The organism is Pseudomonas sp., assembly GCF_050739655.1.
Taxonomy (GTDB): domain Bacteria; phylum Pseudomonadota; class Gammaproteobacteria; order Pseudomonadales; family Pseudomonadaceae; genus Aquipseudomonas.
In genome coordinates, this window is sequence record NZ_JBOIBY010000419.1 from 1 (window position 1) to 12,570 (window position 12,570).

The 12,570-nt window shown below is 57.0% G+C and carries 16 protein-coding genes; 5 read left to right on the top strand and 11 right to left on the bottom strand.

The annotated features are described in order from the left end of the window. Positions 1–58: 58 nt before the first annotated feature. The 7 genes from ACRESJ_RS20430 to ACRESJ_RS20460 all read right to left on the bottom strand — a co-directional run bounded on the left by ACRESJ_RS20430 (position 59) and on the right by ACRESJ_RS20460 (position 4,154). Complete coding sequence (locus ACRESJ_RS20430) at positions 59–631, bottom strand: HupE/UreJ family protein (protein ID WP_431759508.1); 573 nt, start codon at positions 629–631, stop codon at positions 59–61. Positions 632–660: 29 nt separating this feature from the next. Then, positions 661–1,275, bottom strand: coding sequence for an urease accessory protein UreG (gene ureG, locus ACRESJ_RS20435; protein ID WP_274076826.1), 615 nt, complete (start codon positions 1,273–1,275; stop codon positions 661–663). Between the two features lie 22 nt (positions 1,276–1,297). After that, positions 1,298–1,972 carry an urease accessory protein UreF gene (locus ACRESJ_RS20440; protein WP_431759509.1) on the bottom strand — a complete coding sequence of 225 codons (675 nt, stop codon included), beginning with the start codon at positions 1,970–1,972 and terminating at the stop codon, positions 1,298–1,300. After that, positions 1,969–2,469 (bottom strand): urease accessory protein UreE, encoded by a 501-nt coding sequence (gene ureE / locus ACRESJ_RS20445; RefSeq protein ID WP_431759510.1) that lies wholly within the window; start codon positions 2,467–2,469, stop codon positions 1,969–1,971. Before ureE ends, ACRESJ_RS20440 begins: the two co-directional genes overlap by 4 nt. A gap of 323 nt (positions 2,470–2,792) precedes the next feature. Next, positions 2,793–3,425 (bottom strand): TetR family transcriptional regulator, encoded by a 633-nt coding sequence (locus ACRESJ_RS20450; RefSeq protein WP_431759511.1) that lies wholly within the window; start codon positions 3,423–3,425, stop codon positions 2,793–2,795. Positions 3,426–3,600: 175 nt separating this feature from the next. Beyond that, positions 3,601–3,894 carry a hypothetical protein gene (locus tag ACRESJ_RS20455; protein WP_431759512.1) on the bottom strand — a complete coding sequence of 98 codons (294 nt, stop codon included), beginning with the start codon at positions 3,892–3,894 and terminating at the stop codon, positions 3,601–3,603. Between the two features lie 89 nt (positions 3,895–3,983). Further along, complete coding sequence (locus tag ACRESJ_RS20460) at positions 3,984–4,154, bottom strand: hypothetical protein (RefSeq protein WP_431759513.1); 171 nt, start codon at positions 4,152–4,154, stop codon at positions 3,984–3,986. A gap of 116 nt (positions 4,155–4,270) precedes the next feature. Between ACRESJ_RS20460 and ACRESJ_RS20465 the strand changes: the two genes are divergently transcribed. Further along, positions 4,271–6,340, top strand: coding sequence for an AsmA family protein (locus ACRESJ_RS20465; protein ID WP_431759514.1), 2,070 nt, complete (start codon positions 4,271–4,273; stop codon positions 6,338–6,340). 75 nt (positions 6,341–6,415) lie between these two features. On the opposite strand, the gene ACRESJ_RS20470 is transcribed toward ACRESJ_RS20465, so the two are convergent. From ACRESJ_RS20470 to ACRESJ_RS20480, 3 genes are all read right to left on the bottom strand, one after another. Further along, positions 6,416–7,054, bottom strand: a complete 639-nt coding sequence (locus ACRESJ_RS20470; RefSeq protein WP_431759515.1) for a hypothetical protein — start codon at positions 7,052–7,054, stop codon at positions 6,416–6,418. Positions 7,055–7,141: 87 nt separating this feature from the next. After that, positions 7,142–7,906, bottom strand: coding sequence for a hypothetical protein (locus ACRESJ_RS20475; RefSeq protein ID WP_431759516.1), 765 nt, complete (start codon positions 7,904–7,906; stop codon positions 7,142–7,144). Between the two features lie 195 nt (positions 7,907–8,101). After that, positions 8,102–9,019, bottom strand: coding sequence for a LysR substrate-binding domain-containing protein (locus ACRESJ_RS20480; protein ID WP_431759517.1), 918 nt, complete (start codon positions 9,017–9,019; stop codon positions 8,102–8,104). Positions 9,020–9,123: 104 nt separating this feature from the next. Here ACRESJ_RS20480 and ACRESJ_RS20485 point away from each other — a divergent pair, with 104 nt between their 5' ends. The 3 genes from ACRESJ_RS20485 to ACRESJ_RS20495 all read left to right on the top strand — a co-directional run bounded on the left by ACRESJ_RS20485 (position 9,124) and on the right by ACRESJ_RS20495 (position 11,078). Next, complete coding sequence (locus tag ACRESJ_RS20485; protein WP_431759518.1) at positions 9,124–9,762, top strand: FMN-dependent NADH-azoreductase; 639 nt, start codon at positions 9,124–9,126, stop codon at positions 9,760–9,762. Continuing rightward, the gene (locus tag ACRESJ_RS20490; protein ID WP_431759519.1) at positions 9,763–10,068 is read left to right on the top strand and encodes a DMT family transporter; all 306 of its coding nucleotides are present in this window, start codon (positions 9,763–9,765) and stop codon (positions 10,066–10,068) included. Between the two features lie 119 nt (positions 10,069–10,187). Next, on the top strand, positions 10,188–11,078 hold the full coding sequence (locus tag ACRESJ_RS20495; protein ID WP_431759520.1) for an esterase/lipase family protein: 891 nt from the start codon (positions 10,188–10,190) through the stop codon (positions 11,076–11,078). 78 nt (positions 11,079–11,156) lie between these two features. On the opposite strand, the gene ACRESJ_RS20500 is transcribed toward ACRESJ_RS20495, so the two are convergent. After that, positions 11,157–12,044: a DMT family transporter gene (locus ACRESJ_RS20500; protein ID WP_431759521.1), complete on the bottom strand. Its 888-nt coding sequence runs from the start codon at positions 12,042–12,044 to the stop codon at positions 11,157–11,159. 182 nt (positions 12,045–12,226) lie between these two features. Between ACRESJ_RS20500 and ACRESJ_RS20505 the strand changes: the two genes are divergently transcribed. After that, positions 12,227–12,535, top strand: coding sequence for a PsiF family protein (locus ACRESJ_RS20505; protein ID WP_431759522.1), 309 nt, complete (start codon positions 12,227–12,229; stop codon positions 12,533–12,535). Positions 12,536–12,570 lie beyond the last annotated feature (35 nt).

Genomic DNA, 12,570 nt, shown 5'->3' on the forward strand with positions numbered 1-12,570 from the left:
CTCAAATCCTGTAGGAGCGAGGCTTGCCCGCGAAGAGGCCATTACAGGCAATAAATAATCACCCTGCCAACAACCAAACCCCAGTAGCCGCCGAAGCCGCCCCCGCCAGTCGCACCATCGGCGCAGCCGCCTGAGGCAATACCCGCACCACCGCATAACCGGCTGCATGCAATGCCGCTGTCGCCGCCACGAACCCTGCCGCATAAGCCCACGGACTCGACATGTCCGGTAATTCCAAACCATGGGCAACGCCGTGGAACAAGGCGAACAGCGCAGTGGCACCCACCGCCATACTCAGCGGCGGACGCACCGCCAGCGCCACTGCCAGACCCAACGCCAGCACCGATGCGGCAATCCCGCTTTCCAGTGCTGGCAACTCCAGCCCCTCAAAACCCAACAGCCCGCCGATCAGCATGGTGCCCACGAAGGTACACGGCAGCGCCCAACGCGCCGCGCCTTGTTGCTGTGCCGCCCACAAACCGACAGCGAGCATCGCCAGTAGATGGTCGAGGCCGCCGATTGGATGGCTGACGCCGGCGATCAAGCCGTTATCGCCGTGCCCCGGATGGGCGAAAGCGATAGCCGGGCTCAGCAGCAGGGCCATGGCGCCCAGGATGCGTTTCAGTGTCATGGAGTGGCTTCCTTGTGAATAAGTCGTGATCAGGCGGCGGTCAGCAAGCCTTGACGTTCGATAAAAGCGATGATTTCTTCAAGGCCCTGGCCGGTTTTCTGGTTACTGAAAACGAACGGTTTGCCGTTGCGCATGCGCGTGGTGTCGCTGTCCATCAGGGTCAGCGACGCGCCCACCAGCGGCGCGAGGTCGATTTTGTTGATCACCAGCAGGTCGGATTTGCAGATCCCCGGCCCGCCCTTGCGCGGCAACTTGTCCCCAGCAGACACATCGATCACGTAAATCGTGAGGTCCGACAGCTCAGGGCTGAAGGTTGCCGAAAGATTGTCGCCACCGGACTCCACCAGAATCAGGTCCAGCCCCGGAAAGCGGCGGTTGAGTTGATCCACGGCTTCGAGGTTGATCGAGGCATCTTCGCGAATGGCCGTGTGCGGGCAACCGCCGGTTTCCACGCCGATGATGCGCTCCGGTGCCAGCGCTTCGTTGCGCACCAGAAAATCGGCGTCTTCGCGGGTGTAGATGTCGTTGGTGACCACGGCCAGGTTGTAGCGCTCGCGCAGGGCCAGGCACAGGGCCAAAGTCAGGGCGGTTTTACCGGAGCCGACCGGGCCGCCGATGCCGACGCGCAGAGGTTGTGTGTTCATATGGTTCTCCTGAATGACAGTCCTAGGAACGGAATAGACGGCTGTACTGGCGCTCGTGGGCCATGCACGCCAGGGACAGGCCAAACGTGGCGCTGCCATAGTGTTCGGGGCGGGTGTGACTGGCGTTCTGCTGAGCTTGTTGCAGCAGGGGAAGCAGTTCGCTGGTCAGGCGTTGTGCTGCCTGTTGACCCAATGGCAAGGTTTTCATCAGCACCGCCAATTGGTTTTCCAGCCAGCTCCAGAGCCACGCGGCCAGCGCATCCTGTGGGCTGATCTGCCAGGCGCGGGCAGCCAGCGCCCAACCCAGGGCCAAATGGGGTTCGGGGCATTGCTCAAGAAAGGCACGGGCGGGCGCGTCGAGTTCCGGGAGGCCGTTGAGTAACTGCTGCAAGGAGTAACCCATCTGCCGGCTTTCTTGATGCAGTTCGCGGGTTTCCCGGCTGGCACGATGTTCTTCACAACGCTTTTGCAGTTCGCTCCAGTTTTGCGCGGCGGCGGCCTCGCAGTGGGCGAGCAGCAGCGGGGCTTCGAAGCGGGCGAGATTGAGCAGCAGTTGATCACTTATCCAGCGTCGTGCGCTGACAGGATCGTGGACGCGACCGACTTCCACCGCCATCTCCAGGCCCTGGGAATAGCTGTAGCCACCAATCGGCAATTGCGGACTGGCCAGGCGCAGCAATGCCCATGCGGGGTTCACAGGCGTACGCCGAACTGGTGCAGTTTTGGCGGGTAATTGAAGTCTTCGTCGCCGTGGCGCGAATGGTGATGACCGCCGCCATAGGCGCCGTGTTCCGGTTGGAACGGCGCTTCGATGTTCTCGGTTTGAGCGCCCAGTTGCTCGAGCATGGCCTTGAGCACGTAATCGTCGAGCAGGCGCAACCAGCCGTCACCAACTTGCAGCGCAACGTGGCGATTGCCCAGATGATAGGCGGCGCGGGTCAGTTCGAAGGCATTGGCGCAGGTGACGTGCAGCAGTTGTTCGGGGCGGGCGCAGACTCGGACGAAACGCCCGTCTTCAGCCTGCAAGCATTCACCGTCGTACAGCGGCGATTGACCGCGCTCCAAAAACAACCCGACGTCTTCACCCTCGGCACTGAAACAGCGCAAGCGGCTTTTGCTCCGGGCTTCGAAGGTCAGGTGTAATTCAGCGGCCCAGACGGGTTGAGGGTCGACTCTGCGGTGAATCACCAGCATCGGAAAGCTTCCAGCAATGGACAATGCTCAGGCTAGAGCAAGGGCCTTGCCAATCGACCGGATGCGTAGGAAATGGCTGTGGGAAACGTAGTAAGCGGGGCGGTTCGTTGGGAGGAATGGTTGAAATTGGTGCGAGGATTTCACGTGGCGCACCAAATTAAAGCGGCTTGGATGCCCTTGTAGGAGATGTGTAGGAGCTGACGAGTGAAACGAGGCTGCGATCTTTTGACTTTATAAAAGGCAAGATCAAAAGATCGCAGCCTGCGGCAGCTCCTACAGAGGATTTCGTCCGTTCGTCCCGGATTTCCCCTGCATTTCAGGCATCACTCAGTGCTGCCCAGTCCTTGCCAATGCTTGAGGCCAATGAAGATAAAGCGCAATTGCTGAGTGATCTTCGCCTGAGGCGTCAGATGCTCAGGCAGCCCTTCGGCAGGTGGGTCGATGATGTCCGGCAAAGTGGCGAACACACTTTTGACGATCAGATCCGCCACGACGCTTAAGCCGGCGATATCCAGGTGTTGAAGTTTGGGCATCAACGACAGGTCGGCGGCCAGGTCCGAGCTGATGTTCTCGCGCAAACGACCAATTGCCAGTCGCACCGGCAGCGAGCCGCCGTATTGTTCCCGGGCCAGAAACAGAAATTGCGAACGGTTGGCTGTGACCACATCGAGAAAGATCCGCACGGACGCATCGATAATGCCGCCCATGACGAACTCGTTGTGGCGCACCAGGCGAATGGTTTCGCGGAAGGTCTGGCCGACTTCGCTTACCAGCACCAGGCCCAATTCATCCATGTCGGCGAAATGCCGGTAGAAACCGGTGGGGACGATCCCGGCGGTTTTCGCCACTTCGCGCAGGCTCAGGCTGCCGAATCCTCGGCCGTTTTCCATTAAATGGCGGGCAGCGTCCATCAGGGCGTTGCGGGTTTGTTGCTTCTGTTCGGCGCGGGGCAGCATCGCAGGGTGTTTTCTAGGAAAGGACAGCGGCGCACTCTAGCAAATCGGCTTCGCTGGCGTCGAACGAGGGAAAAGGGAGGACAAGCGAGGGATAAATTTTATTCCAGCGAACTCAACAGCAGAAAATCAAAAGCCCAATCCGGTGATTGGGCTTTTTTTCAAGGCCACCATGGACTCAGCTCATGGTGCTGTTGCGTTCGATTACACGGTCACCACCGCCTTCGGCAAGGGTTTGACCTGGAGTGCGGTCGGAACCATCAGCAGCGAGGGTTTGGCCAGGAGTGCGGTCAGAGCCATCGGCAGCGAGGGTTTGGCCAGGAGTGCGGTCGGAACCATCAGCGGCGATGGTTTGGATGAACACCGAATGGTGGACTTTGGCTTGTGGAGTGGCCTGTTCGGCGGCTGGCATGGCGAAAGCAGTGCTAGCCAGCATTGAAAGTGTGAGGCTAAGCAGGAGTTGGCGTTTCATGATCGGGTGCTCCGCAGCAGGGCAACAAAATTGGGTACGAAGCCAATGCTACTCTCGATTAGTCGATATAAAAGTTCATAAACGCAATGTTAATAATCAACGGAATTGATTGTTCTCTGCAGCCCTTGTAAACCGGGGCTTTGCGGTAATTGGTTTTGCACCGAAGTGGGTATTTTCGACTCACTCTTGCCGCGTAAAAGTGCGGGGCCGGTAACGCCGAAGGAGGCGAGCGAGCGATTGAATGCGGCAAAATCGGCCATTGGTTTAAACCTGCCGGCTGTTTGTCAGTCGTAGATTCCATAGCCGGCCGTTCTGGCCCAGCGTTTTTCATGGGCGTAGTAGTCAAGACGCTCAGTCGTATCAGGAGTTTTGTGCAATGACGCGCACTCGTAGAGTTTTCGCCTGGACCACGGTCTGCCTCGTTTTAATGCTGGCGGTGCTGGTGCTGATTATCGTGTTGTTTGATTGGAACCGGATCAAACCGACGCTCAATGCCAAAGTCTCTGATGAGCTGCATCGCTCATTCGCCATCAACGGCAACCTGGCTGTGGTCTGGCGGCGTGAGCTCGACGAGGGCGGCTGGCGTGCCTGGGTACCGTGGCCGCATGTGGTGGCCGAAGACCTGAGCCTGGGCAACCCGGACTGGTCGAAGACGCCAAAAATGGCCAGTCTCAAGCGTGTCGAGCTGCGCATCTCGCCTCTGGCCTTGCTGGCAAAAAGGGTGGTGATTCCGCGTATCGACCTCACAGAACCCTATGCCGAGCTGCAGCGCCTGGCCGATGGACGTGCCAACTGGACCTTCAAGTTCGATCCAAAGGACCCGAACGCCGAGCCTTCCCCCTGGGTGGTGGATATTGGTGCGATCGGCTTCGACAAGGGCCATGTCACCCTCGATGACCAGAACCTCAATACTCAGCTCGACGTGTTGATCGATCCGCTGGGTAAACCGATTCCGTTCAGCGATATCGTCGGTGAAAAAGCGGCAAAAACCGCATCGGAGCAGGGCGCCGCACCCATGGACTATGCGTTTGGCCTGAAGGTCAAAGGCCAATACCACGGTCAGAAACTGGCGGGCCTGGGCAAAATCGGAGGATTGCTGGCGTTGCAAGATGCGAGCAAGCCATTTCCGCTTCAGGCGCAGGCAAAAATCGGTGACACCAGCGTCGAACTGGCCGGCACCCTGACCGATCCGACGAACCTGGGTGCCCTGGATTTGCGCTTGAAACTGGCTGGCACCAGCCTGGGCAATCTCTACCCGTTGACTGGCGTGACCCTGCCGGACACGCCTCCGTACGCCACCGACGGGCATCTGATTGCCAGGCTGCATGAGCCCAGTGGTGCGGTGTTCCGCTATGAAGCGTTCAACGGCAAGATCGGCGAAAGCGATATCCACGGCAACCTGACTTACACCGCTGGCAAGCCTCGACCCAAGCTCAGTGGTTCACTGTTGTCCAACCAACTGCTGTTTGCCGACCTGGCGCCGCTGATTGGTGCCGACTCAAATGCCAAGCAAAAGGCCCGCGGCGGCGAGAGCAAACAGCCGGCGGACAAGGTGTTGCCGGTCGAAGAGTTCAAGACTGAACGCTGGCGCGATATGGACGCCGATGTCGAGTTCACTGGCAAGCGCATCGTTCACAGCGAAAAACTGCCATTCAACGATCTCTACACGCATCTGGTGCTGACCGATGGTGTGCTTAGCCTTGAGCCGCTGCGGTTTGGCGTGGCGGGAGGCAAGCTCGATGCGCAGATTCGCCTGAACGGACGCACCGAGCCATTGGACGGCCAGGCGAAACTCACCGCGCGCGGTTTCAAACTCAAACAGTTGTTCCCGACCTTCGAGCCGATGAAAACCAGTTTCGGCGAGCTCAATGGCGATGCCGACATCAGCGGGCGCGGCAATTCGGTGGCCAAGCTGCTGGGCAGTGCCAATGGCAACCTGAAAATGCTGATCAACGACGGTGCTGTCAGTCGCGAGTTGATGGAGTTGGCCGGTTTGAACGTCGGCAACTACGTGGTTGGCAAAATCTTTGGCGACAAGGAGGTGAAGATCAACTGCGCGGCATCCGATTTCGAGATCAAAAACGGACTGGCCACTACTCGCCTGTTCGTCTTCGATACCGAGAACGCAATCATCTATGTCGATGGCACGGCGAATATGGCGACCGAGCAACTGGACCTCACCATTACCCCGGAATCCAAGGGTTGGCGTTTGATCTCCTTGCGCTCGCCCTTGTACGTACGGGGCAAGTTCATCAAGCCCGATGCAGGGGTGAAGGCGGTGCCGTTGATGTTGCGCGGGGCCGGGATGGTTGCGCTGGGTGTGATTGCTGCACCGGCAGCCGGTTTGCTGGCGCTGGTGGCGCCGAGCGGTGGTGAGCCAAACCAGTGTGCTCCATTGTTGGAGCAGATGAAGGCGGGCAAGGCGCCCAAGACAGTTAAAAACTGATGCGGGTCTGAAAATGTATTGATCGCTCTCGAAACCTGCGCTCGAGAGCGATCAATATGAGGGTTTTCCAGTCAATCACTGGGGGATATGAAGCAGTTTCGTTTCAATTTCATTTCCAAGTTTTTTAATGATTTCATCCCGAATCAGGCTGTATTTACGTTCATCCAGTGAGTTGCGCAAAAGTCGGATGTTGGTTTTTCCGTCCTCGGTTGCGTTTAGTAAAGGTTGGTCCAGAACATCGAGTGTCATTACATCGGTGTTGAAAGCTACCTGCAGTGTCACCACTGCCTTGTCGGCTCGAACAATCGTCAGTAGCGTCGCTGTATCACCAGTGCTGGATGAGTTGATCCTGAGCTTATCAAGGAATGCCTTGGTGATCGGAGAATCACTCTGTAAATGCTTTATTTGCGAAAAGGCGCTGGCAAGTGCTTGTCGCTCATAAGTTGGTAAATTACTTTCAGCGCTAGCTTCCACGATTTTTAAAAGGTTGGCACGCCTGAATTCAAATCGCTGAAAGGTTCTACTACTCATGGGGCCGCGTATTTTGTTAGAAATATCGACATAGGCGGCCCAGGACGACTCTCGGTCATTGCCTCGAAGGGTGGCAGTAAGTTCGGCGCATAGGCCGGAACTCAAAATATCTTTCTTGAAGGTTTCAGTGTGCCGCCCGCAAAACACTGTGATGTTACCGCTAACAAGATAGGTGTCAAACATGCTTTTGTCCATGAGGTATTCGGCTCGTGGCTTTGGCGGATAGTGCTTCAATCCGGCGTTTTTACCGATTTAAAGTGTTGGTGGTAATTAGAAGTCTGGAAGGTCAAGTATGAACTTCTTACCCTCTTCCACATATTTATCATAAATAGCGGAACGGATGCCCGAGAACGTTTTATTGTCCAGGTAAGTGCGCACTGCCCCCGTTTTGATGGTGGTGGACTGCCTGGTCGATTTCCAGAAAAGGATGCCTCGAGTGCTTTCCCGCGCATCCAGAGAGATACAGTTGAGAACCATGTTGGCCCGATTACCTGCATCTACCCAAACTGGCGCGATGTCGAATTTTGCCTGAGTACCAAGCCTTTTTTCCCTGGTGAAAATATCGATGGCGCGTGGTGACTGTTGCACGTGAGCCACCGCTTGTTTCGCAACATTGGCGAGAACCTGGGCAGCATTGCCACCTACCAGGCCTTTTGCTACCTCAAGAGCAACCTGATCCATCGTCAAGCCGACTTTGTTGATGGTGATCTCTTGCAAGTTCTTATTTTGAATGACCCAGCCGATTTTGCTGAGTCCATCAACATAATATTTGTACCATTCGAACAGTTGCTCATCTTTGGGAAAGAATTTCGTGGCCGCATTCTGCATGATCAGTTTGCAAAGATTGACGTCGTCGATGGTTTCTTGCGAAACACCCGGCAAAAATGCATCTATAGTGTCAGGCATGACGCTGGCGGTTGGTTTGTTTGTATCGTGGGCTGGGGTTTCTGGTGAAAGAAAGGTACGGATCGAGGGTGGGGCGACTGGCAGGGCTGGTAAAGAGGCAATAAATTCAAGTCGTTCTTCTAAGTGCATGGTTGTATTCCTTTACTTGTTTATATAAACAACCAACTGGTTGTGATTGTTAGAATAAGTCGTTATTCGGAAAAGTACATGCGGACTTTGTAACTTATGATTATCGATATTGTTTTTTTGAATAAATTGAAAGTTTATTTGGTTGAAGCTTTCTGAGAGTGTTATTCGAAATAAATAATCGGCGTGACCGTATAGCTACTCAACCAAGGCAAGTCCTGACGTCAACGCTTCCTCATGTAACCAGGCAAAAAATGCCCGCACCGACGGATGACGCTCGCGACCCGGCACGCACAATGCACTATATCCAGCACCGTCAACCTGTATCTCTCCCCGATAAGCCACCAATAACCCGCTGGCCACACTTTCCGACACCAGAATATTGCTGGCCAGCACCAGACCTTGTCCGGCAATCGCCGCTTGCAGGGCGTAATGCTCTTCGTCGTATTCGCGTACAGCGGGCCGGTCGCTTAGCCAGTTTTCACCCGACTGCGCGCACCATGCCTCCCATCCGTGTGCATAGAGTCTGGAGTTGTGCCAGCGCACGCTGATCAGTGTTGGTATGCGACTCGCGGCCCGAGTTACTTGCTCCGGTGAGCCATAAACGCCGAAAGACTCATTGAACAGGCACTCGCCATACAGGCTCGGATAATCATCGAGGCTGTAGCGCAGCACCAGATCGACGCTGGCGTCTTGATGCAGATCGATGACCTCGCAATGGGTGTCCAGGCGTACGTTGATGTTTGGGTGGCGGGTGTAGAAACGTCCCAGCCGAGGCACCAACCACAGGGCGGCGAAAGCGGCAGTGGTGGAGATCGTCAGGTTCGTAGCACTGCGTTGCGGCCGCAGGGTGTCGACGCTTTGCGCCACTTCCAGCAACGCGCCATGCAGGCTGTGAAAAAGTCGCTCGCCACATTGGGTCAGGCGAACCTGTCGGGGCAGACGCTCGAACAGTGGTACACCGAGCCAGGTCTCCAGCGATCGAATTTGATGGGAAACCGCCGTCGGCGTTACTGAAAGCTCTTCAGCGGCGGCCTTGAAACTTAAAAGGCGAGAGGCGGATTCAAAGGCGCGCAGAGCGGTCAGCGGCAACGAGGCGAACATTGAATACTCCATGGATGAAATGAATTCATCCAGACTGATTTTTCCTCATTTGAAGCGATGCACCAGCGAGCTTCAAGGTGCAAGCCACAAGCAGTTTAGTCCTTGAGGAAATTCAGATGAGTAGAATTCTTGCAATCCATGCCAGCCCACGGGGCGAACGTTCTCACTCACGGCGTCTTGCCGAGGTATTTCTCTCGGCCTGGCAGGCGCGTAATCCGCATGCACTGTTGACTCGCCGCGAAGTCGGGCGGGCGTTGATCCCACCGGTCAACGAAGCGTTCGTGGCTGCCGCGTTCTATCCCGAACCGCAAGCGCGGCCGCTATCGATGCAGGCGGATCTTGCGTTTAGCGATGAGTTGGTCGGCGAATTGCTGGGCCATGATGTGCTGGTGATTTCCACGCCGATGCACAACTTCAGCGTGCCCAGCGGCTTGAAGGCCTGGATCGATCAGGTTGTGCGGCTCGGGCTGACGTTCAATCACACGCTGGACAATGGCATCGCGCAGTACGAACCGCTGGTGCAGGGTAAAAAGGCGTTGATTGTCACCAGTCGCGGCGGGTTCGGTTTTGGCCCGGGTGGTGAGCTGGAGGCGATGAACCACGCTGATCCGCTATTACGTACAGCGCTGGGGTTTATGGGCATCACCGACGTCACCGTGGTGGCGGCCGAGGGTGAGGAGTCCGAGGCTCGCACCTTCGAGGTTTCCGCCGCCGAGGCCGAACAGCGCTTGCTCGCGCTGGCCAGGGAGTTCTAGATGGCCTGGCTGTTTTTGCTGATCGCTGCCGGGTTTGAAGTCACCTTCGCCATGGGCATGAAGTATGCCGAAGGCTTCACCCGGCTCTGGCCGTCATTGATCACCGTTGTGGCGGCGGTGGGCGGAATTTACTTTCTGACCCTGGCCATGCGCGAGTTGCCGGTGAGCATCGCCTACCCGATCTGGACGGCCATCGGTTCGCTGGGCACGGTGTTCCTTGGGTTTGCATTGCTGGGTGAAAGCCTGACGGTGATCAAGCTGTTGTCGGTGGGGTTGATCGTGGCGGGGGTGGTGGGGCTGAAGTAAGGTGGATGTCATAGACTGTTCTTCGAGCTGTCATCTACGCAGGTTTAGCTTGGCGAACGTCTTGCATCCTGCCTTGCATCCCGCCTTGCATCGCCTCTCGATTACAAGGATGTCCGCCGATGTCGCAAAATTCTGCTCCGCGCTATCCGCTGGTGCTGGTCCCGGGAATGCTCGGGTTCATTCGATTAGTGTTTTATCCATACTGGTACGGCATCGTCGAGGCGTTGCGCCGTGGGGACGCAGTAGTATTTGCAGTACAGGTCTCGCCGATTAACTCCAATGAGGTTCGCGGTGAGCAATTGTTGGCGCGGATCGATGAAATCGTGCGCGAGACCGGGGCCGCAAAGGTCAACCTGATCGGGCATAGCCAAGGCGCGCTGACCGCCCGCTACGCGGCGGCAAAACGTCCAGATCTGGTCGCTTCAGTCACCTCCGTCGCGGGGCCGAATCACGGCTCGGAACTGGCGGATCACCTGCATCGGCACTATCCCCACGACAGTGTCCGTGGGCGCCTGCTGACAGGTCTGTTGCGGATCGTCAGCGCGCTGATCTGTTGGTTGGATACCGGTTATCGCGGGCCGAAGCTGCCGGTCGATATCCACGGGTCTCATCACTCACTGACCACCGAGGGTGTGGCACTTTTCAACCAGCGTTATCCACAGGGACTACCAGAATCCTGGGGCGGACACGGGCCGGAGGAAGTGAGTGGCGTGCGGTACTACTCCTGGTCGGGGACCTTGCAACCGGGCAAGACCGATCGTGGGCGTAACCTGTTTGATGGCACCAGCCGTTACTGCCGGTTGTTTGCCAGGACATTCGTGCGTGAGCGCGAGAATTGCGACGGGATGGTCGGGCGTTACAGCTCACATTTGGGAACAGTGATCGGCGATGAATATCCGCTGGACCACTTCGACATCGTCAACCAGTCGTTGGGACTGTTGGGCAAAGGGGCTGAGCCAGTCCGGTTGTTTGTCGAGCATGCGGCACGGCTCAACGCGGCTGGGCTTTAGACCGCGTTATCGTTCTTCGCGGGCAAGCCTCGCTCCCACAGAGAGTGTGGGAGCGGGGTTGCCCGCGAAGAGGCCGGATCAGGCAACGCTAAAATTACGCCCCAACACCGTCGTCCAACGCTCCGAAAGAATCACCCCACCCAACGTCAACACCCCGCCCACCAAGTGATACACCGCCAACTGTTCATGCAACACCACTGCCGCAATCAGTGCGGTAATCAAGGGCAGCAAATTGAAAAACAGCACGGTCCGGCTCGGCCCCAGGCGGACCACGGCCTGCATCCACGCCAATGGCGCCACCATCGAAGCCAGCAGGCAGGCGTACAGCACCAACGGAATGTTCTGCAGGGTCGGGCCGACTTTTGGCGAGGCCAGGAACAAAGGAAACAGCACAACCACCGCCACCAGCACCTGTAAATACAGCAACACCAACGGCGGCAGTTTCAGCTGCCATTTCTTCAGCAGGGTGCTGTAGATCGCATAGGCCAGCGTGGCGATCAGCATCATCGCGTCGCCCAGGTTCACGCCGTGTTCCATCAGCAAGCCAAGGCTGCCGGACGAGACGACCACCAATACCCCGATGAACGACAGTACCGCACCGGCCAATGCGCCGGCTGTCAGGCGCTGGCCGAGGCTGATGATCGCCATGGCCAGGGACATCAAGGGCATCAGCGACAGGATGATGCCCATGTTGGTGGCCGAGGTCATTGCCGCGGCGAAGTACGCCAGGCTCTGATAGACCGCCATGCCGAGCACGCCGAGGATGAAAATCTTGCCCAGGTTCGGGTGAATTTGCTGCCAGTGAGTGAGTACCTGTTTGAGCATGAAGGGCGTGAACAACAAACCGGCGAGCAGCCAGCGGTAGAAACCGATCTCGGCGGGGAAGATAGCCCCGGCTGACATCTTGGTGATCACGGTGTTGCCAGCCCAGATAAAAATGGCCAGCAGGGGGTAAGCGTATTGCATCGGGAAAAACCATAACGTTAATGAGGGGCGATTATCCCTTGTCAGCTCGACGAGCGCATCTTTGCACCTCAGGCCGGGTGCAAGCGGGAGCGGTCATCTGGAGAACAGGAAGGTGTAACTGGTGTTGTCTACACTCCAGAACAAGGCCGTTCCCCTCGGTGCGGCGACAAGGAGAAAACTCCATGAAGATGTTGCGCGCCCCTTTGTTGATGATCGGTTTGCTGCTCTGTTCCCAAGGTTTCGCCGCCACTGACCAACAGAACAAAATGACCACCTGCAACGCCGACGCTACTGCAAAAAGCCTCAAGGGTGATGAGCGCAAAGCCTTCATGAGCAACTGTCTGAAAGCGGCCCCGGCGGCCAATGATGCCGGCAAGGCCCTGACGCCACAGCAGGAAAAAATGAAAACCTGTAATGCCGACGCCGCGACCAAAGCCCTGAAGGGTGATGAGCGCAAGGCGTTCATGAGTGATTGCCTGAAGAAGAAATAAAATCAAAAGATCGCAGCCTGCGGCAGCTCCTACAG

Bases quoted from the DNA above. Each gene is read 5' to 3' on its own strand.
- ACRESJ_RS20465 (WP_431759514.1), top strand. From the start codon at position 4,271: ATGACGCGCACTCGTAGAGTTTTCGCCTGGACCACGGTCTGCCTCGTT.
- ACRESJ_RS20485 (WP_431759518.1), top strand. From the start codon at position 9,124: ATGAGTAGAATTCTTGCAATCCATGCCAGCCCACGGGGCGAACGTTCT.
- ACRESJ_RS20490 (WP_431759519.1), top strand. From the start codon at position 9,763: ATGGCCTGGCTGTTTTTGCTGATCGCTGCCGGGTTTGAAGTCACCTTC.
- ureE (WP_431759510.1), bottom strand. From the start codon at position 2,469: ATGCTGGTGATTCACCGCAGAGTCGACCCTCAACCCGTCTGGGCCGCT.
- ACRESJ_RS20455 (WP_431759512.1), bottom strand. From the start codon at position 3,894: ATGAAACGCCAACTCCTGCTTAGCCTCACACTTTCAATGCTGGCTAGC.
- ACRESJ_RS20430 (WP_431759508.1), bottom strand. From the start codon at position 631: ATGACACTGAAACGCATCCTGGGCGCCATGGCCCTGCTGCTGAGCCCG.
- ACRESJ_RS20495 (WP_431759520.1), top strand. From the start codon at position 10,188: ATGTCGCAAAATTCTGCTCCGCGCTATCCGCTGGTGCTGGTCCCGGGA.
- ACRESJ_RS20470 (WP_431759515.1), bottom strand. From the start codon at position 7,054: ATGTTTGACACCTATCTTGTTAGCGGTAACATCACAGTGTTTTGCGGG.
- ACRESJ_RS20450 (WP_431759511.1), bottom strand. From the start codon at position 3,425: ATGCTGCCCCGCGCCGAACAGAAGCAACAAACCCGCAACGCCCTGATG.
- ACRESJ_RS20500 (WP_431759521.1), bottom strand. From the start codon at position 12,044: ATGCAATACGCTTACCCCCTGCTGGCCATTTTTATCTGGGCTGGCAAC.
- ureG (WP_274076826.1), bottom strand. From the start codon at position 1,275: ATGAACACACAACCTCTGCGCGTCGGCATCGGCGGCCCGGTCGGCTCC.
- ACRESJ_RS20505 (WP_431759522.1), top strand. From the start codon at position 12,227: ATGAAGATGTTGCGCGCCCCTTTGTTGATGATCGGTTTGCTGCTCTGT.
- ACRESJ_RS20480 (WP_431759517.1), bottom strand. From the start codon at position 9,019: ATGGAGTATTCAATGTTCGCCTCGTTGCCGCTGACCGCTCTGCGCGCC.
- ACRESJ_RS20475 (WP_431759516.1), bottom strand. From the start codon at position 7,906: ATGCACTTAGAAGAACGACTTGAATTTATTGCCTCTTTACCAGCCCTG.
- ACRESJ_RS20460 (WP_431759513.1), bottom strand. From the start codon at position 4,154: ATGGCCGATTTTGCCGCATTCAATCGCTCGCTCGCCTCCTTCGGCGTT.